The organism is Shewanella sp. SW1, from assembly GCF_025653545.1.
Classification (GTDB): Bacteria; Pseudomonadota; Gammaproteobacteria; order Enterobacterales; family Shewanellaceae; genus Shewanella; species Shewanella oncorhynchi.
On the sequence record NZ_JAKKSG010000011.1, the window covers coordinates 15279 to 34644 of the forward strand.

A 19366-nucleotide genomic window follows, 5' to 3' on the forward strand; every position below is an offset into this window, starting at 1 on the left:
ACAATGGCAACACTGAGGTGTTGCCAATTACGATTAATTAGTTCAGCCTCCTGTACTTGTTCTTCATATCGGCTATTTCGGCAGTGTAATCGTCACTTTAAGGCCCGTTGGTATACGGTTCTCGGCTTTAATCTTACCTTTGTGGGCGGTAATCGCCGCTTCAGTGATTGCCAGCCCAAGTCCCCAGCCGCCGCTTTCTCTCTGTCGTGCCGAGTCGGGGCGGTAGAAAGGTTTAAAAATGGCATCGAGTTCGGCGGCATCTATGCCTGGACCATCGTCTTTTATGGTAATTTGTACTTGATCAGCCGTCGCACTCGCCTGTAGGTGAATGTCGCTTGCGGCATAACGGATCGCGTTACGCAGCAGATTTTCAATCGCGCGGGAAAGTGATTTAGGAAAATGCGCTAACTCAATTTCTTCATCGATATCGATAGTAATGCTTTTACCTTGCTGTTCTGCTTCAAATTCCGCATCGTCTAAAACTTGGCTCAGGGATTCGGCCAAGCCTAAATGTACTTTGGTTTCGTTAGTACTGAGCTTGACCCGCGAGAGCTCTAATAATTCACTGATAAGCTTTTCGAGTTGCTCAGCTTCATAACCTATGCGTTCCGTTTCGGTGGTCTGCTGACCTTTTTTACGGGCGAGGGCTAGGGATAATTGCAGTCGCGTCAATGGGGTGCGTAGTTCATGGGAAATATCCCCCATGAGCCGCTGCTGATTATTAACCATAGCTTCGATGGAGTCGGCCATGCTGTTAAAAGCCGTGGCGAGCTGACCAATTTCATCGTTGCGCTGAGTGGTGGACTTATCGACTCGGTGACTTAAGTCACCCTCAGCGAGGGCATTAGCACTCTTTTTAAGTGAATTTAATGCCTTACCTAAATGCCACGCGAGCAAGCCACATAATAATCCCGAAAGGAAAATCGCTAGGCTTAAGGTTAATAACTTATTTTCGGCGAAGAAGAAGAACCAAGGCCGTGGATGGTTATCCGGTAGGCGGCCATAAAGTGAATAGGTTTCAGCGCCCAGATTGAATTGATAGGGACCAAACACCAGCTCATCTTTAAACTGATGGCTAATCGGTTGTTTTTCTTCATCTGCCATCAGCATAAAGCTGCGCACACCGCGACTCACCCTGTGGGTGTTGATCACTTGGCCTTGGCTGTTGACAAGATAGACCCGCAGAGGTTTGCCTTCCATGTCTCTGTGTCTTTCCCAGCGCCGAAGAAAATCGGATTCCAGTAAGGCTGGGTTTTCTTGAATGCGCTTAGCTATAGTCGATAGGACTTTTTCAAGGTGAGGTGGCAGTGGCGCACGGTCGTGATTTTGTTGCAGCAATGGTAACAGACCCACTAAGGCAATGATTAGCGAGCTGCAAAGCCAAAATCCGAGCAATAATTTGATAAATAAACGATTAGGCACAGTCGATACCGCCGTTATGGAAGCCAAATATAACCTTTGCCACGGATGGTTTTCACCCTTGGCCGACCATCGCTACGCTCGGGGAGTTTTTTACGTAGATTCGATAAATGCATGTCTAAGCTGCGATCGAAGGGCATGAGTTTTTTGCCGAGCACTTTCTCGTTTAACTCTTCCTTGTTCATCAACTCTCCAGCGTGCAGTGCTAGGGTGTGCAGCAGAGTGAATTCGGTGCCTGTGAGTATGATTAATTGCTCATTACAGTAAGCTTCTTGGCGCGATGGATCTAAGCGTAGATCGCCAAACTCTTGGGCGGGCGCGGCATGGATTTCTTGGGTTGTTAAGTTCGAACGACGAATAATGGCGCGGATACGGGCAATTAATTCTCTGTCATTAAATGGTTTTGGCAGGTAATCGTCGGCGCCTATCTCAAGCCCAACCACGCGATCGATTTCATCGCCGCGGGCGGTCAACATTAATACTGGGGTTTGTTTATGTTGGCGCAGTGCGCGTAGCACTTCAAAACCGTTTAATTTAGGCAGCATGACATCGAGTAGGATCAGATCGTAATCTGCGGTCAGTGCCAGATCTAAACCTTGTTTACCGTCGTAGGCCAAGGTTAATTGAAACCCTTCTAACTCGAGCAGTTGCCCTAGTAGCTCAGATAACCCCAGATCGTCATCGATTAATAATATCCGACTCATACTGTTCCTTAATCTCAGTAATGTGGCCTCATGTGCCTGTTTATCATAGGCACTTTTAGCGCTTTGGCTGAGTATACCTGTTTTGATGTCAATTGCTGTGTAGCAATGTAAGCCAAAGTAAAGAATAGAGTTATTGCCGCAACTTTACAGTGATTTACTCAGGCAACGCCCTCACTTACATATAGGGGTTTAGACTGGAAGGGTCGAAAGTGACTCGGCTTAAAAGGGTCGTCACTGTGTCTTATTACTTGCCATATTAAAGTTGAACCATCGAGGTTAACACTATGAAAACATTATCACCTTTGAAAGCGAGCCTGTTTGCCATTCTAGCGAGTTCTGCGGTTTTCGCGACGGCAGTTAATGCTGCACCTAAGGATGCTGGCTGTGACTTCTCTAAATCTGAATTCCATAAAGGCGACCGCATGGAACATGGCGGCCGACATATGGACCACGGTGGCATGCATCGTATGTTTGAAGGGCTCGATTTAACGGATGCCCAGAAAGCTGACGTCAAAAAGTTGTTTGCCGATCAGAAAGCCACGCGTGCTGATAATCGTCCAACGAAAGAGGAACGCTTGGCCCATCGCACTGAGATGCAGGCCTTAATTACCGCGCCTAGTTTTGATGAAACACAAGCAAAGGCACTGATGAGTGCGCAGCAAGAGCAGCGTCAAATTCAAGCCATTGAACGTATGAAGCTGCATAATCAAATATTTAATCTGCTGACACCAGAGCAGCAAGCTAAGTTTAAAGCGCGATTTGAAGCACAAGCTGGTAAAGAACCTCGCGGTTAAGCGTCTTAGCTGATATACAATAGGGTCATAGCTTCCCAAGATAGATCCCTTATGACTCAAACTTCCCAATACGATTTTTGGGTCAAACTGGCTAGCCGCGCTTCCGTGGCTACCGCTTTGATCCTTATTCTTATCAAGATGTTCGCTTGGCTTTATTCCGGCTCTGCCAGTATGTTGGCATCTTTGACGGATTCCTTTGCCGATGCTCTCGCTTCTATTATCAATTTTATTGCCATTCGTTACGCGCTTGTGCCGCCGGATCATGACCACAGATATGGCCATGGTAAGGCTGAGCCGTTAGCGTCTCTAGCGCAATCCGCCTTTATTATGGGCTCCGCATTTTTATTACTTTTCTATGGTGGCGAGCGTCTATTAACACCTGTTCCGGTTGAAAATGCCACCATAGGTGTAGTTGTTTCTATCATAGCGATTGTGATGACGTTAGCTTTAGTCATGTTGCAGAAACGCGCATTAGCGGCGACAAAAAGTACTGTGGTTGAAGCTGATTCGCTGCACTATAAATCAGATTTATTCCTTAATGGTGCGGTATTGTTGGCATTAGTATTAGCGCAATACGGTTGGTGGTGGGCTGACGGTTTATTTGCGGTAATGATTGCATTTTATATTGGTCATCAAGCCTTTGGCTTAGGTTATCGCTCAATTCAAGCCTTGTTAGACAGAGAGCTAGACGAAGAAACTCGCCAGCAAATAACGCAAATCGCGATGGAAGATCCACGGGTGCAAGGGCTGCATGATTTACGCACTCGTCAAGCAGGCAAAACTGTTTTTATTCAATTTCATTTAGAACTCGATGGCAATTTGAGTTTGAATGAAGCCCACAGTATTGCTGATACAACAGGGATAAGAGTCAAAGCCGCCTTCGAAGATGCTGAGGTGATTATTCACCAAGATCCAGTCAAACCTGAAGTCAACGAAACATAAATTAAGGGCAAGCTATGGCATGGATGCAGATGCAAAGTCACAGATGGGATCATTCCACTCGATTGATATGCCGCTATCATAGGCTATCGACTCGCTTTGAGTTGATAGCCGAATCTGTGATTTCTGACATTAGCATTCCTATGAGTACAGAAATCACGCTCCTGATGGAACAGAAACCTTCGATAGTAAATCAAGCGGATAGTACCGTATCTCCTGTGATAGCGGGGGCTTGGAGTCAGTTAGTCCTGCGTAAACATCTTTATTACTTACCGCAGAAAATTGATCTCGACATTGCTAACCAAGCTTATCGAGTCCATATTTGGCCATTATTCCTTTGGTGCACCCGTATTACTTGTGTGGCGACTAGCAGAGTTGTCGTATCCGAATGTTTGGATGTGAGAAGGCGTCGTTCCCTCATCCGTTGGCTATATGCAAGTTTTATAGGATTGTTGCGGGTGCTAAGTTAAAATCGTTAGTTGTTTCAATTTAAAAAATAATACCTACAGTAAATATGGTTTTGTTACATAACGAATAACTATAACTTCCATTTTCCGACTCAAGCTGAATCAATGCTGTATGATTTGTATTTTGATAATTTAAACCATGACACTTCTGAATTGCTTATTGTAATATCCGCGCCGTCTAATACTTTCGTTAAATCATTAGGGAATTATGATGAATAAATTATCAATTGTTGCTATCTCTTTACTATCAGCATTAGCGGCCACTCAAGTCTCTGCAGCAACCGACACTACTGGATTTTATGTGGGTGGTGCATTAAATAGAGTCACAGCTGATGCTTTTGATGGTTCAGAAACCGGTACTGGTGTAGGCGTATACGGTGGCTATAACTTCAATGAATGGTTTGGTTTAGAAGCTAACCTGTTTGCCACTGGTGACTTAGGCGATAAGGATGTTGATATTAGTGCAGGTGCATTAAGCTTCACACCTAAATTTACTGCACAAATTAATGATATTTTTTCTGCCTATGCCAAAGTGGGTATTGCATCTATGGCGGCGAATGTTGATGGCTATGGTTACGATGAAGACTTTACTGGTTTTGGTTGGACTTATGGTGTAGGTGTTAATGCCGCCGTAACAGAGCACTTAAATATCCGTGTAAGCTATGATGTCACTACAGGTGATTTAGATGCCGACCGTAGCTATTTAGGATTAAAAGATATTGACACTGATATTAAGCAATTCGCTGTAGGTATGCATTATCAATTCTAATTTTTTAGATTTGGCATATTTAATTCATGCCAATGAAAATTAATTTCAAATAGAAAGGGATGTGAAGATATCCCTTTTTATTGTTTGATATGAATAAGCTTGTATTGATATAACGAGTAGTAACGTTATTTTATCTACTCAATCCATCGACAGTTCTTTTAATTTCCGCGTTAAGGTATTTCGTCCCCAGCCTAAACGTTTCGCCGCTTCTTGTTTATGGCCTTGAGTATGGCGCAGCGCAGTTTCTAACAGTATGCGTTCGAATGCGGGCTGCACCTCAGTTAACAGATCGCTGTTTCCTTCCGAGAGTTTTTGGTCTATCCACTCAGTCAGTGCCGATTGCCAATCTTGGCTGCCTTTTGCCGTGTGGGTGACACTCACAGGGTCTTTCAGTAATTCTGGCGGTAAATCTTGGGGTAAAATTTCTTGCCCCGATGCCATTACGGTTAACCAACGACAGGTGTTTTCGAGTTGTCGGACATTACCGGGCCAAGGTAATTGGGAGAGTTTTACCGCAGTCTCCTTGGTCATGATCTTAGTTTCCACGCCAATTTCCTTTGCTGCAGAGGCGAGGAAATGGGTAGCGAGCTGGGGAATGTCCTCCCGTCTTTGTGATAGTGGCGGCAAGTGCACGCGGATCACGTTGAGGCGATGGAACAAGTCCTCTCTAAAGCCACCTTTTTGTACTAATAATTCAAGATCTTGGTGGGTCGCCGCTATGATACGCACATCGACTTGTACCGCATTATGACCTCCGACGCGGTAGAATTGGCCATCGGCGAGCACTCTGAGTAACCGTGTTTGTACGTCTAACGGCATATCGCCGATTTCATCTAAAAAGAGCGTGCCACCGTTTGCTTGTTCGAAGCGACCTTGGCGCACATTGGCTGCGCCAGTGAAGGCACCTTTTTCGTGGCCGAATAGCTCAGATTCGATCAAATCCTTAGGGATCGCTGCCATGTTCAGCGCGATAAATGGCTTGTCTTTACGTGGGCTGTGTTTGTGTAACGCACCTGCCACTAACTCTTTTCCCGTACCCGATTGCCCATTGATCAGCACGCTGATGGATGAGCGTGAAAGTCTGCCTATGGCGCGAAACACTTCCTGCATCGCTGGCGCTTCACCTATGATTTCGGGTGTTTTGACTTGGGTTTCCTGCGCGGGTGCTGGGCTCTGTTCAGTGGCATGGGTAAGTGCGCGCTCAACCAGAGAGATTGCCTCATCGATATCGAAGGGTTTAGGCAGATACTCAAATGCGCCCGCTTGATAGGCACTCACTGCACTGTCTAAGTCTGAGTGCGCTGTCATAATGATCACGGGAATATGGGGATAATGCACCTGCAATCGTTCGAGCAGGCTTAAACCGTCCGTGCCGGGCATACGGATGTCCGACACTATCACGTGCGGTTGCGATATTTCTAATGCCTGCCACAGGGATTCGGCGGCGGCAAAGCTGGCGGTGCTGAGCTTAGCACCTTGCAGTGCCTTTTCGAGTACCCAGCGTATCGAGCTGTCATCGTCGAGGATCCACACTTGTTCACTAATTCGCATCTTGCTTCCTCATACGGTATGGGTAGGTACTGTCGAAATTATTTAGCGCTTAAAATTGGTAATGAAATGATAAATTCTGTGTGCCCTGCGCTGGAGAGGCAATCGATCCTTCCCGAGTGTAAACGGGCAATATTATGAGCAATCGAGAGGCCTAAACCTGAACCTTGCTCACGGCTTGTCACCATGGGATAAAATAATGTGTCCATTAGCTCAGGCGGTATACCGGGGCCGTTGTCGATAATCGATAGGGTTAACACTAGCTTGTGGCGCTGTGAGCCTATGGTGACTTGGTGTTGAGTGCGAGTGCGGATCAAAATTTCGCCGCCCGTATGTTCAAGCGCCTGCACCGCATTTTGTAAAATGTTCAGCACAGCTTGCTGCATTTGGTCAGGATCCATCTCGATATCGGGAATGGATGGATCGTAATCCCGTTTGAGCTGGATGTTAGCGGGCAGCGCCATTTCAACTAACTTATAGACCTTTTGCACCACTTGATGGATGTTGTGCAGACTGTGCTGTGTCGGCCTTTGGGGGCCGAGCAGACGGTCCACTAAATTACGCAGCCGATCGGCCTGCTCTATGATGAGCGTAGTGAATTCCTTCAGCGCCGGATCATCCAGCTCCCGCGATAATAGCTGTGCCGCACCGCGAAGGCCGCCTAAAGGATTCTTGATTTCATGGGCTAAGTTGCGCACCAAAAACTGCGCCGCTTGTTGCTGTGCATCTTGACTCAGTTGCTGATGAATGCGTCTTTGTTGGTCAACTTGGCGCAGTTCGAGCAGGCTGAGTTCAGCCTCGTCATCGAGGGGAATAAGGGTTAAATCAACGGTATGATGTTGGCCATCGAGCGTGACTAGTGCTGCCGTATTGACCGTTAAGCCTTGGCCGGCTGTTACTGCATCCATTAATAGCTTGGCGTCGACACCGAGGATTTGATAGTGCTCAGGCAAAGTTTGTTCTACGAGTCTATGGCTACCAACACCTAATAATTGCTCTGCTGCTGCGTTGGCATAACAAGGCTTGAGATCCTTATCTATGACAAGTACAGCGGTAACTAAATGATTGAGCAGTGTCTCTTTATCCATCGACCGTTCCTAGAAATAGGGTTGCACCACTATGGTGCACCAATCTGGTGCAAGCTGCAACTTGTCTTCATCAAACGGTTTAGTCAGGAGGAGTTAATCTAACTTCATGTATTTAAAGTTTTTATACTAACTTTTACTATACAAATAGTGACATTAACGCTTAGCTGCTTGATGAAGAAATATCTTTCTTGGTGAACTTGATGCAAAGACTTTGCCGTTTTGAGTCAAAGCGTCAACGACTAAGGTATGTTCACCTCGGTCGATGTTTTTGAGTTTGAAGGTACCGCCAATTTGTGGCTGACCTATGGGGTTGCCATCGAGCTTGAGGGCCATCAAATACTGACTTTTTAGCTCTGGGGTGATAGTCGCAACGACGTCGAAATCGCCATTGTTATCTCTGACGGTTTCCTCTTCGGTCGGAGAGGTAATATTGACTTGATATTTAATAGATTCAATTGCTTGATTTGAGCTGTTTAAGTCTGTTTTGGGCAGAGGAAGGGCAATTTGATTTAAGGTCTTATCTTTTAGCTCAACGACTTGGGCATTTGGCTGCGGCTCATCGGAGTAATGGACTTTGCCATCTTTATCGACCCATTTATAAACAGTCGCTTGCGCTAACATGCTAAATAGCACTAAGCCGATGAGTGTGAGTGAACGCATGCTAAAGTCCCTGTAGCCTTGAGATAGAGTTAATCAAGATTAGTCTCTTTTACATCAAAAATCATGGTGTTTGTTGCGCTAAGTGGTTAAGGACGTCACCACTGAGAAGGTATAAAGTCGACAGAAAATGGGGAGGCAGAAACAGGGGTTAGTTAAAGTGGGTTAAGCTCGGGCACTAACATGTGCCCGAATTCGATCCATCAATTACAGGCTTGCATCGAGTTGTTTCTCGATCTCACTCGCTTTGACCCAAGCGGCATGTTGGGATAATTGAGTGGCATAGCGTTCAATGTGTTCAAATTTCGCGAGATCGCCACTGTTAGCCAGTAGCTCCACCACGAAGGACATCATGATATCCGCACCCGTGAGCTTGTCTGCAACAAGATAGGTTTTATCAGCCAACATATCATTGAAGTAATGACTAATCTTACTGACTTCCGTCGCGGCATAACCTTCAAGGAAATTGGTTTTACAACCGTCCTTTTGCACGAACATACGCAGTAACAAAGGCAGCATGGCTGAGCTTTCGGCAAAGTGTAGCCATTGCAGATAACTGACATAGTCTGCGCTGTCTCTGGCGGGGGCTAAGGTATCCGCCGCATATTTTTCAATCAGATATTCGGTGATCGCACCCGATTCTGCTATCACTTGACCGTCCATTTCGATAACGGGTGATTTGCCTAACGGATGAATTTGCTTAAGTTCGGGTGGCGCGAGAAAAGTCTGGCTATCACGTTGATAACTCTTAATTTCATAGGGTTGACCGAGTTCCTCTAGCAACCAGATGATACGTTTAGAGCGTGATTTATTGAGATGGTGCAAGGTGATCATGGGCTTTCCTTTGGACACTGAGAGTACATTTTGGCTGTCGCACCATTATGGTGCTACAGCTCTTTTTAACGCATTTAGCACACTTGTGCGCCTGTCTTTGTTCATTTCAAGCTGAGCGTCGCGTATTTATCGCTTAGCCTCTCGCGTTCAATTGCGCAACTATGGTTTCGGCTACGGCTTCGGATGATCCCGGATTTTGGCCTGTGATCAAATGGCCATCTGCGACGACAAAGCTTGTCCAGTCATCACCTTTGACATAATTGCCACCATTTTTCTTCAGCATGTCTTCAACCAAAAATGGCACGACATGAGTGAGTTGCACGGTTTCTTCTTCAGAGTTGCTGAAACCGGTAACACGCTTGCCGCCGACCAATGGCTTGCCATCACTGGTTTTAGGGTGCAGCAATGCAGCAGGCGCATGACATACGAGCCCTAGGGGTTTATTGGCTTGATAAAACTGTTCAATCAAGACGATAGAATGTTTATCTTCGGCAAGATCCCACAGTGGACCGTGGCCGCCCGGATAAAAAATCGCATCATAATCGGCTGCATTGATTTCACTTAAGCGAGTGGTATTCGCTAGCAGTGCTTGAGCCTCAGGATCTTTGCTAAAGCGCGCAGTAGCTTCGGTCTGAAAGTCTGGCTCATCACTTTTTGGATCGAGTGGTGGTTGACCGCCCAGTGGCGAGGCTAAGGTAATGTCAAAACCTTTATCTTTAAAAACATAAAAAGGTGAGGCGAATTCTTCTAGCCAAAAGCCGGTTTTTAAACCCGTATCACCGAGTTTATCGTGTGACGTGATTACCATTAATATATTCATTTTCATACCATTACCTAAGTTGCTCACATCAATATGTGTGAGCTTTGGGTTTAGTTCATTTGACGTTATAGGGCTAAGGTCAAAATGTCACGGCTCATGGTTGGGTCAATATTGCCATGTTCGCCTAGTGCCACCATGCCGTGCAGTTCAAGCTGTTTCACTACAGCATCAACGTGGCTGGCATCGAGATCATAGGCAGATAAATGTGTCGGTATGCCCATGGCTTCGAAGAAAGCCTTGGTTTTTGCGATAGCGGCGTCGATACGCTCGTCATCTGTACCTGTGTTGATGTGCCACACACGGTCGGCGTACTGGAGTAACTTGTCGCGTTTAGCCTCTTTTGTACATTGCAGCAGGGCAGGCAGTATGATTGCCAATGTGCGCGCATGGTCGATATCGTAAAGTGCAGTTAGTTCATGGCCAATCATATGGGTTGCCCAGTCGTGGGGAACGCCGACGCCAATTGTGCCGTTGAGTGCCATAGTGGCAACCCACATTAAGTTCGCGCGAATGTCGTAGTCTTCGGGTTGAACTAGTACCTGTGGACCAAGCTCAATCAAGGTTTGTAACAGACCTTCGGCAAATCTGTCCTGTACGGCGGCGTTAACTGGGTAAGTGAGGTATTGCTCTGTGATATGTACAAAAGCATCGACAACACCGTTGGCCACTTGGCGTTCTGGCAGAGTGAAGGTTTTCGTCGGATCAAGTATTGAGAATTGTGGATAAACCAAATCATTACGGAATGGCAGTTTAGCCTGTAGTGATTTACGGGTCACTACGCTGGCGTTGTTCATTTCGGAACCGGTCGCAGGTAAGGTTAAGACTGAGCCAAAAGGCATAGCTTGAGTCACATTGGCGCCCCAGCTAGTGAGAATGTCCCAAGGTTCACCTTCGAATACCGCTGCAGCGGCAACAAATTTAGTGCCATCGATAACCGAACCACCGCCAACCGCGAGGAGGAAGTCGATATTCTGCTCACGCACTTGGGCGACGGCTTTCATTAAGGTTTCATAGGTTGGGTTTGGCTCAATGCCATCGAACTCGACAACGAAACGATTACCCAATGATTGTTTAACTTCGTCTAACGTGCCTGTTTTTCTAGCACTGCTGCCGCCAAAGAGGATCATCACTTTAGCATCGCTCGGTACTAGGGAATCAATTTCGGCGATAGTGTCTTTACCAAAACGGATGCGGGTCGGGTTGTAATAGTTAAAATTTAGCATGGATGATGTTATTCCTATTATTACTTTAAATGAGCAGCGTTAATTGAGCCGCATTTATTAATCGCCCGTTAAATTAGTAGACCAGTCGTCTAATGTTGGGGCGTGAAAATGTATTCTTTAAAAAATCTTTGGCTGATCGATATCAGCCAGTATTAGTTTTGAGTCGGTATTAGGTTAAAGGGCCGTTTTAGGCGTTAAAATGGCTTTAGTCGTTACGAGTGCACGTTCGAGTGCCGCAGGGCTGTGGCCCAACTTGTTCATTAAGCTGGCGCCTAACCACATGTGATACAACATTTCTGCGGTCGATTGCGGATCTTGCTGGGCGATTGATCTATCGGTTATGCCCACTTGAACGCAAGTCGTTAACCTCTCTATGATGCCGGCGGAGCCTTTAAGTAAGGCAACACGCATAGCTTCCGATAAATCGGCCACTTCGGCGCTGAGTTTCACGACCAGACACTTTTGATCTACGCAGCCATCGGCTTGTACGCGCAACCATTGTTGCCAGTATTGCATCAAGCGTTGATGGCCTGTTAGTGTCGAGTCATTGAATAATGCGTCTAAATCTAATTGATATTTTTCAAAATAATCAGTAATAAGCGCTTCGCCAAATTGTTCTTTGGATTTGAAGTAGTGATAAAACGAGCCTTTTGGCACTTCGGCCGCCTGCAGCAGTAGGGATAAGCCGACGCTGGAGAAGCCTTTGCGTACGATCAGCTTGTAGCCGATGTCGAGAATATGCTGGCGAGTGGATTGAGTTTCAATTTTCATGGGGGTTAGGATAAATCAAATTAGACCGGTCGTCTAGTGTTGTTTTTATCGACGATTTCAACATATTCGATTTAGTATGCTTTGCATTGTGACTTTTGCGCTGCCTTGAGCCAAGTTAATAAAATTGCCAAATTGATAAATGTTAGACGGATAAGGCATTCTGATGGTGAAATGGTGAAATGGTGAAATGGTGAAATGGTGAAATGGTGAAATGGTGAAATGGTCGGGTGGACAACATACTCACAGTGCTGAGATAAACCGTCACTGTGAGCATTCGATTCACGATTGATGTGAAATATTAATCGTACTGCCACTCAATCGAGATGATTAGAGGTAGCTACAGCAATATTCGGCAATGGCTGTGTTACGAATTTTAAAGCTAACATTTGCAGCCAGCTCAAACTGAGTTCCTTCGCTAAATTCTTGCCAAGTCGTTGTTTCTGGAAGTAACACCTCAAAACGGCCGCTAGTCACTTCCATGATTTCGCCTTGGGAGGTTGAGAACTCATATTCCCCTGGTAATACAACACCTAAGGTTTGCTTGCTGCCATCGGCAAAAAATACGCTACGGCTAGCCACTTTGCCATCAAAGTAGATGTTGGCTTTTTTAGATACTGACACTTGCTCGAGTAAACTCATTATTAATCCTCTATAAATTGGCTTGATATGAATTTATATGCATATTTAATAAATTTCAATGCATCATTGTCGCATGGATGTGCGCATTCAATATCAGTTGATGCTAACGTTCGGTTTATCGCTTATTTCCCACTATATCATTTTATTTGAAATGGTCGGTATGGCGTGGCTGTCATTTAAAGTTGTTAATCATTTTTTTACTTAAAAATAATGAGTTGTCGGCATTTTAGTGAACTTTTGATGAAAATAGTCGGCACCGCTTTGTTTAGCTGAGATTCTTCTCCTATAGTTTTAAGGCAGGTTTGATTCTGCAAAGATTGAAGGAATGGAATTCGACGCGCGACAAGGAGTCTCACCATGGGTTTTACTCGTAAAATTCAGCTTATCAGTTTATTGATTGTCCTATTACCCCTCATATTTGCCACCGCAATAGTGACTTACATTGCTCGCGATGAATTGTTTGCCGAGGCTCAGTCTCGTTTAGTGGCTGTGCGTGAGATCAAGCAACGGCAGATTGTTGGCATGTTTCAGGACTTTTCCGATAACCTGCAGGCCGTCAGCGCCGTAATTGCCAGCCAAAAAAGCCTCGATACTCTTACTGACATAGATCAAACCTTGCAGTCATTAAATAAATCCCTCGGTTTTTATGACCTATTTATTATTAGTGACGATGGCACCGTTTTATATACAGTGGCGAAGGAGTCTGATTTCGGCACCAATTTGCGTACTGGACCCTTCCATGATTCGGGATTAGCACAGTTATTTAATAAGGCATTGGGATCGGCGGGCACAGTATTACTACAAGATTTTTCCGCATACGCGCCTTCAAATGGTCAACCTGCGGCATTTATTGGCCAGTCGATTCAGTTCAATCAGCAAAGATTGGTGGTGGCGGCTCAAGTATCAATCGATCGCATCAACAGAGTTATGCAAATTCGTGAGGGTATGGGGCAAAGTGGTGAAACTTATCTTATTGGCCCAAATAATCGTATGCGTTCCGATTCCTTTCTTGACCCCATTAATCGCACGGTTACGGCTTCGTTTGCGGGAACGGTAGCTCAGAATGGTGTTGATACGCTGGCGGTAAAGGAGGCGCTGGCTGGTAAATCGGGTGTGATGCAAGTGAATGACTATAACAATAATCCCGTTTTATCCGCTTATTCTCCTGTCGTTGAGCTCGGTTTACGTTGGGGTTTGATGGCTGAAATTGATGTGAGTGAAATAGCAGCTCCCGCCTACCGTATGATGTTTATCGGCTTATCTGTTTGTGCAGCAGCCTTAGTGTTGGCGTTCGCTGCCGCTAAGTTAGTTACAGGGTTTGTATTAAAGCCGCTCGGCGGTGAGCCTGAGGACATGTGTAACTTGACCAGTATGATCGCCTCTGGCGATTTAACTCATAATTTACCGCATGTTCAAACGGATAATCACCTGATGAGTTGGTTGGCGCGGATGCAAACTAAGCTCAAAGAAATCATCAGTCAGCTGGTGGGCGTTGGACATGAACTCGAATCCGCCGCTGAACAAAATTCTGCCGCTATGACCCAAGCCGATTGCAGTATTCAGATGCAGGCGAAAGAAACCGATATGTTAGCAACCGCGGTCGAAGAAATGAGTTATGCCGCCGCGGAAATCAGCACGAATACGCTTAAATCCTCCGATGAAGTGTCAGCCTGTACCCATTCGAGTGAAATTCTTTCGCAAAATTTAGCCAGTACACGTAAAAGCTTGAAAGTGACCTTGAGCAGTTTTGCGACCATACATCAACAGGTGGGCAGCCTTGAGGCCGACAGTCAGAAAATCGGTTCGGTATTGGCTGTGATTAATGCCATAGCCGAACAAACGAATCTGCTGTCACTTAATGCGGCGATTGAAGCTGCGAGAGCTGGCGAGCATGGTCGTGGATTTGCTGTGGTTGCGGATGAGGTTCGCCAGTTAGCGGTGAAGGTTCAATTAGCAACTCAGGATATTGGGCAAGTGTTAAAAGGTATTCAGCAACAGTCAGGTGTGCTGGCGTTGCATAGTGTGACTTGTTCCACTGAAGCCTCTAAAACCGCAGAAGATGCGGATGGAATGCAGACCGCGGTGGATGATATTGCTTTGCGCTTAGAAACCTTAAAGGCATTAATGATTCAAACTGCAACCGCTGCGGAAGAACAAACAACGGTTTCGGCGACGATTGCGCAGGGGATTGCGGGCTTAAGCGTGGCGGCGGAGGAAAATAGTGCGGCTATCAGTCAAGTAGCAGCGAGTACGCGGAGTCTGTTGGGGTTAGCAAATCAGCTTGGTTTAACAACGGCACAGTTTAAGGTGTAGATATTTTTCGCTGCATTTACAGTGTTCTCACCTTAGTTGGTGCTGTAAATGTGACTGAGCTGGATGTTACACATCCGCCAGAAATGGATTTCTGGCGGATATTTTTATCAGGACTTCAGTTGGTTATCCCATGAGTGAGCATTAACGTTTACGCCAAATTGTCATTTCTGAGATGGAATGTTGGAATTTACGTTTAGTCTCGCGGATCACGAAGGGGATTTCCTTCACTGCGACCAGCTCAAATTGGCCGATCAAGGTTTCGGTCAAACCATCTAAGGTGGTGAAGTTCTCTCCTTTGACTTTAACGCCACCTAACCATTTATCCTTGGGCGTATAATCTTCAAGCCAAGTGTATGGCGAGGCAATCACAAGGTATCCTCCTTGATTAATCCGCTGGGCAATACTGGTTAAAAAGTGTTTAGGCTCGTTCAACCTGTCGATAAGATTTGAGGCATAAACCAAATCATAACCTGTGTAGATGGGCTTTAAATTACAGGCATCACCTTGTATAAAGTTGACCTTTTTCGCCTCAAGCTCATATCCCAGTTTCGCGAGACTCGCACTCTTAAATTCCTGTAAGTCGCCTTCGGTGCGTATGGTGTAACGTTTTTCACCTTGTTCTGTCAGCGCATAGGCCTGTTGAATAAAGCGCGCCGAGAAGTCGATACCATCAACATGATCAAACACTTTTGCCAGCTCGAAACTCGCGCGACCAACGGAGCAGCCGATATCAAGGGCTTTAGCTGTATGAGTCAATTGAATTTCACTCAGCGCTTGCTGCACACCATTGACGCAGAAGTTAGCAACCCCGAAATATTCGGCGCCATAGTGGAATTCAAGGTATTGGGAAATCAGTTCATCTGTTTCGTACACATTGACCTCGGCCATTTGAGCTGGATTTTGGGGGGATTCCACATAGCGAAAGCCCGCGTGTTGATAAAAATGTCGACGAAACGCATAGCGTGATGAAGCTATTGCCTCATTACCCGTAGAGATCCACGAGCCGCCTTTGATGAGATTATGTTTGCCATCGAAGGTTGGGGTGGAGAAATCATCGTAAAGTGGGTGTACGGCGAAGCCGTCAAAACCGTCGATTGCGCTTTCTGTCCATTGCCAAACATTACCGACAATATCGAAAAAGCCATTATGTTCGAAGCGATTCACTGGGCAAGAAGAGGCGTAATAAGCCAAAGCAATATTGCCCGGCACTTCATGCCAATCGGGCGCATCTGCGGGCACATTCTCGCGTAAGATGTACCACTCAGCTTCAGTTAATAGACGTATATTGCTTTGCTTTTGTTCGGCTTTCCAATTACAGAAGGCCTTAGCTTCGAGCTGATTCACTTCAACAGGCCAGTTTAATGGCAGCGGAATTTCTTCCACTAAGTTACGTTGCCACCATTTATCTTGTCTTAAGCGCCAAAAACGCGGCATTTGTGCTTGGGTATAGGCAAGCCAAGCTTGGCCTTCTTCATTCCAAAATTGGGGTGAGCGATAGCCGCCAGCTTCGACGAATGCGAGATACTCTTGATTCGAGACTAAGAATTTAGCCGCCTTAAAGTCGTTAACGTTAAATATTTTATGGCCGTACTCATTGTCCCAGCCGTAGGTTTGGTCTTGTTCTGTTTTGCCTAAGGTCACTTTTTGCCCTTTTACAGCCAATAAACTGTTGGTCTCGGCAGGGGCGGTGTCTTGGCACGCAGGCCAGAGGTGGTTGGGCGCGACATACTCCAGCGGCAGTTGGCGGATGATCACCGATGAGGTTTCTAAATGAATACGCTCATGTTCAATGCCCATCAAAATGATCCAAGCTGGACTATTTTGAGTGATAGGTAACGCTAGAGGCATTTCATCGATAACACGATTGATGACAGCATTAACTTGTTGGCGATAGCTTCGCACCTCTGCTACATCCGGCCACGGATAATGTTGTTCGTTCAAATCATCCCAAGACATCTCATCGACACCAATGGCGAACATGGATTCGAAGTTGTCGTTTACTCGTTCATCGAGAAATTTACCAAGTTTGAGTTTGTTGATATAGAAAGTGGCCGTATGGCCAAAGTAAAAGATTAACGGATGGCGCAGCGGCTCGGCTTTGAGGTAATAGGCGCTATCTTCTTGGATCAAATCATACAGAGACTCGTATAAAGCCCATGTCTGATTAAAGTATTGCTTAAGCTCTTGACGCTTTCCGGCCTCAGTTTCACCAATGAGCTTAAGGGTTTGAGGGGGTTGCGTTATGGGCTTATCCATAGACAAGTAAACTCCGTATTTATCGGCCTGCGGTGCAAGCATGGGAAGATTAATCTATCGTGTGTGACTCTATACGCGATTACTGAGCTCAGGATCACTTTGTCAGCTTAATGTGTCGGTTTGAGGCAAAGTGTTTTACAAACTAACAGAAAGACCAATGGGGTCCAACATCAGTGCTGGAGCTTAAAGCATCTCAGGTATGACCCTTTGGTTTGGAATTATCTTACAAAGAAAGTGATGCGCTCAATTTAGTGATGCTATCCCTTACAGGGATTAAAATTATTTTATCCCTGAAGAGTATTTTCTCTGTCGGGGTTAAGGCAGAATGATCCCGTCCGTAAAATTATTATGCAGGATATAACGGGATGACAATTAACGCATTATGGATACCCGCCTGGTATGAGCTTGATCCGTCGATCGTAGTGGGTGTGACTGAGGAGTTTGTTTTTCACAAGACTGCCGCAAACGAGGCGTTAAAGTTTTACAGCGGTGCAAAGGAAAACGATGCCGTTAAGGCAACCGGAACTATTTCGGCCATTAAGCACAATGTCTTGGGGGACATTGAAAGTGTCGATGCGCAGGGGCTCGATTATACGCTTGTGTTGCAAGATGGACGGCGTTTGTTAGTCAACGCAGAGGAAAACCCTGGCTTGGTTTATGAGTGGGTTGATGACAGTTGGCAGCCTTCAGATATGGTCATTACAGATTGGACATTAGCAGTACAATTTGCGTCTTTATCACCATTGACACCAATAAAGTAATTGAAGGTTTATCGTGAGTAACTAGATGGCAAAGTGCAGTTAGCGCTCGAGATCCGAGGTTGACTGCACTTTTACTTGTTCAGCAAGTTGTTGGTATTCTTGTTTGATTCCATTCATAAATTTAATATATGTATCCTGCATGCATTTTAACTATGTCTACTGATAATTAATCGAGTCGGCTTCAAAATGGTTACGCTTCATTTTGTCCTGAGACGTTATCTTTTCTATAAATCGATTTTAAACAAAGTGTTAGAGTTAACAGCTATGTTATACCGTATGAGTGTATAACTGTTTTCCTCGTCTTCTTCGGGACAAATGCTTACATCAAGGTGCTGCCATATCCTTATAGTGTTTCTATCTCGATGATTGGATTGTGCCTGTGAGCATTTTGCTCTAGATTGATATTTCTTTGTTTTTATCTTCTGGCCTTGATGCTTTTTTGCCCTTTGGAGCCTTGTAATGGCTAATATTCTGTTAGTTGCCAATCTCAACTGTGATCGGATTTTACTGCTTGATAAACCTTTAAAAACAGGTGGACGTTTCCATTATCAAGATGGCGGCCAAAGGCTCGGCGGCGGTGGGGCAAATACCGGATTAGGTTTAGTCTGGGCTGGGCATAGCGTCGCGCTGGTGAGTCAAGTGGGCCGTGATGACATGGGGGATTGGCTCATTGCAGAAGCCAGTACGCAAGGGCTCGATTGTCGCTTAGTGCAGCGCCGCACCGGCAATACATGCGAAATGCTGCTTGTAATGACGCCAGACGGCGAGCGCACCATTATTCGGCCACAAAGACCCATATTTGAATTATCTGTACCGCCGAAATGGCAGCCATGGGACGCGTTGTATTTTAATACTTCCGCTGAAGGCTCTGTCAGCTGGGCAAAAACAGCTTTAGAACATTGTCTTGTGGTCGCGCAATTAGCCAAGGACGACAGACAGAGACCTTGTCATATTTTATTGGCCTCCATGAGTGATATTCAGGGGCGTTGTGATGGCGCATCTTGGGAATATGGCAAAAGCATTGGTGGCGATTGTCTGCGTTACTTTATTGTCACCGATGGTATCAATGGGGCTAAGGTTTACACGCACGATCAAGTGCAGCATGTTGCTGCTATCCCTGCCACAGTTGTTGATACCACTGGCGCGGGTGATGCCTATGCGGCAGGGTTGATCCACAGTCTCTGCATTGGCCAATCAATTACTGAGGCCATGGCAGAAGGGGCGATTTGGGCGGCATTTGCGGTGGCAACCGATAGTTCTATTCCGGGTGAGGCACTAAAACAGTATTTAGAGACAAAGCAAACGACATGATAAGTATTATTGTGACCAGTTTGAGTCATCTTTTTGTCATACGTCCTTGCTAG

General features: G+C 45.7%; 18 protein-coding genes. 7 read left to right on the plus strand and 11 right to left on the minus strand.

Going from position 1 to position 19366, the window contains the following annotated elements; translation table 11 throughout:
• Nucleotides 1–72: 72 nt before the first annotated feature.
• Nucleotides 73–1422 (minus strand): ATP-binding protein, encoded by a 1350-nt coding sequence (locus L5M71_RS11195; protein WP_113941371.1) that lies wholly within the window; start codon nt 1420–1422, stop codon nt 73–75.
• A 14-nt stretch (nt 1423–1436) separates the two neighbouring features.
• Entirely contained in the window at nt 1437–2123 is a 687-nt protein-coding gene (locus tag L5M71_RS11200) for a response regulator (protein WP_105251061.1), read from the minus strand.
• 284 nt (nt 2124–2407) lie between these two features.
• Here L5M71_RS11200 and L5M71_RS11205 point away from each other — a divergent pair, with 284 nt between their 5' ends.
• The 4 genes from L5M71_RS11205 (at nt 2408) to L5M71_RS11220 (ending at nt 5092) form a co-directional block, all read left to right on the plus strand.
• Complete coding sequence (locus tag L5M71_RS11205; protein ID WP_106648427.1) at nt 2408–2917, plus strand: Spy/CpxP family protein refolding chaperone; 510 nt, start codon at nt 2408–2410, stop codon at nt 2915–2917.
• Nucleotides 2918–2968: 51 nt separating this feature from the next.
• Nucleotides 2969–3859 (plus strand): cation diffusion facilitator family transporter, encoded by an 891-nt coding sequence (locus L5M71_RS11210; protein WP_131525141.1) that lies wholly within the window; start codon nt 2969–2971, stop codon nt 3857–3859.
• A 14-nt stretch (nt 3860–3873) separates the two neighbouring features.
• The gene (locus tag L5M71_RS11215; RefSeq protein WP_198572482.1) at nt 3874–4326 is read left to right on the plus strand and encodes a hypothetical protein; all 453 of its coding nucleotides are present in this window, start codon (nt 3874–3876) and stop codon (nt 4324–4326) included.
• 208 nt (nt 4327–4534) lie between these two features.
• A complete protein-coding gene (locus L5M71_RS11220; protein WP_131525140.1) occupies nt 4535–5092 on the plus strand; it encodes a porin family protein in 558 nt (185 codons plus the stop codon).
• Nucleotides 5093–5230: 138 nt separating this feature from the next.
• On the opposite strand, the gene glnG is transcribed toward L5M71_RS11220, so the two are convergent.
• From glnG to L5M71_RS11260, 8 genes are all read right to left on the minus strand, one after another.
• On the minus strand, nt 5231–6643 hold the full coding sequence (gene glnG, locus L5M71_RS11225; RefSeq protein ID WP_198572483.1) for a nitrogen regulation protein NR(I): 1413 nt from the start codon (nt 6641–6643) through the stop codon (nt 5231–5233).
• 38 nt (nt 6644–6681) lie between these two features.
• Complete coding sequence (glnL, locus tag L5M71_RS11230) at nt 6682–7728, minus strand: nitrogen regulation protein NR(II) (RefSeq protein WP_105251067.1); 1047 nt, start codon at nt 7726–7728, stop codon at nt 6682–6684.
• 153 nt (nt 7729–7881) lie between these two features.
• Complete coding sequence (locus L5M71_RS11235) at nt 7882–8388, minus strand: DUF4124 domain-containing protein (protein ID WP_263140863.1); 507 nt, start codon at nt 8386–8388, stop codon at nt 7882–7884.
• Nucleotides 8389–8592: 204 nt separating this feature from the next.
• Nucleotides 8593–9219 (minus strand): glutathione S-transferase family protein, encoded by a 627-nt coding sequence (locus L5M71_RS11240; RefSeq protein ID WP_131525136.1) that lies wholly within the window; start codon nt 9217–9219, stop codon nt 8593–8595.
• Nucleotides 9220–9352: 133 nt separating this feature from the next.
• Nucleotides 9353–10045, minus strand: a complete 693-nt coding sequence (locus L5M71_RS11245) for a type 1 glutamine amidotransferase domain-containing protein (RefSeq protein ID WP_212600234.1) — start codon at nt 10043–10045, stop codon at nt 9353–9355.
• Between the two features lie 59 nt (nt 10046–10104).
• Nucleotides 10105–11262, minus strand: a complete 1158-nt coding sequence (locus tag L5M71_RS11250; protein WP_212600235.1) for an iron-containing alcohol dehydrogenase — start codon at nt 11260–11262, stop codon at nt 10105–10107.
• 174 nt (nt 11263–11436) lie between these two features.
• Complete coding sequence (locus L5M71_RS11255) at nt 11437–12033, minus strand: TetR/AcrR family transcriptional regulator (RefSeq protein ID WP_263207357.1); 597 nt, start codon at nt 12031–12033, stop codon at nt 11437–11439.
• Nucleotides 12034–12360: 327 nt separating this feature from the next.
• The gene (locus L5M71_RS11260) at nt 12361–12672 is read right to left on the minus strand and encodes a pyrimidine/purine nucleoside phosphorylase (protein ID WP_063884943.1); all 312 of its coding nucleotides are present in this window, start codon (nt 12670–12672) and stop codon (nt 12361–12363) included.
• Between the two features lie 357 nt (nt 12673–13029).
• Between L5M71_RS11260 and L5M71_RS11265 the strand changes: the two genes are divergently transcribed.
• Nucleotides 13030–14985 (plus strand): methyl-accepting chemotaxis protein, encoded by a 1956-nt coding sequence (locus tag L5M71_RS11265; RefSeq protein WP_263207360.1) that lies wholly within the window; start codon nt 13030–13032, stop codon nt 14983–14985.
• A 141-nt stretch (nt 14986–15126) separates the two neighbouring features.
• On the opposite strand, the gene ovoA is transcribed toward L5M71_RS11265, so the two are convergent.
• Complete coding sequence (ovoA, locus tag L5M71_RS11270) at nt 15127–17241, minus strand: 5-histidylcysteine sulfoxide synthase (protein ID WP_263207362.1); 2115 nt, start codon at nt 17239–17241, stop codon at nt 15127–15129.
• Between the two features lie 365 nt (nt 17242–17606).
• Here ovoA and L5M71_RS11275 point away from each other — a divergent pair, with 365 nt between their 5' ends.
• The gene (locus L5M71_RS11275; protein WP_105251074.1) at nt 17607–18002 is read left to right on the plus strand and encodes a hypothetical protein; all 396 of its coding nucleotides are present in this window, start codon (nt 17607–17609) and stop codon (nt 18000–18002) included.
• Nucleotides 18003–18461: 459 nt separating this feature from the next.
• Entirely contained in the window at nt 18462–19313 is an 852-nt protein-coding gene (locus L5M71_RS11280; protein WP_263140851.1) for a PfkB family carbohydrate kinase, read from the plus strand.
• Nucleotides 19314–19366: the final 53 nt, after the last annotated feature.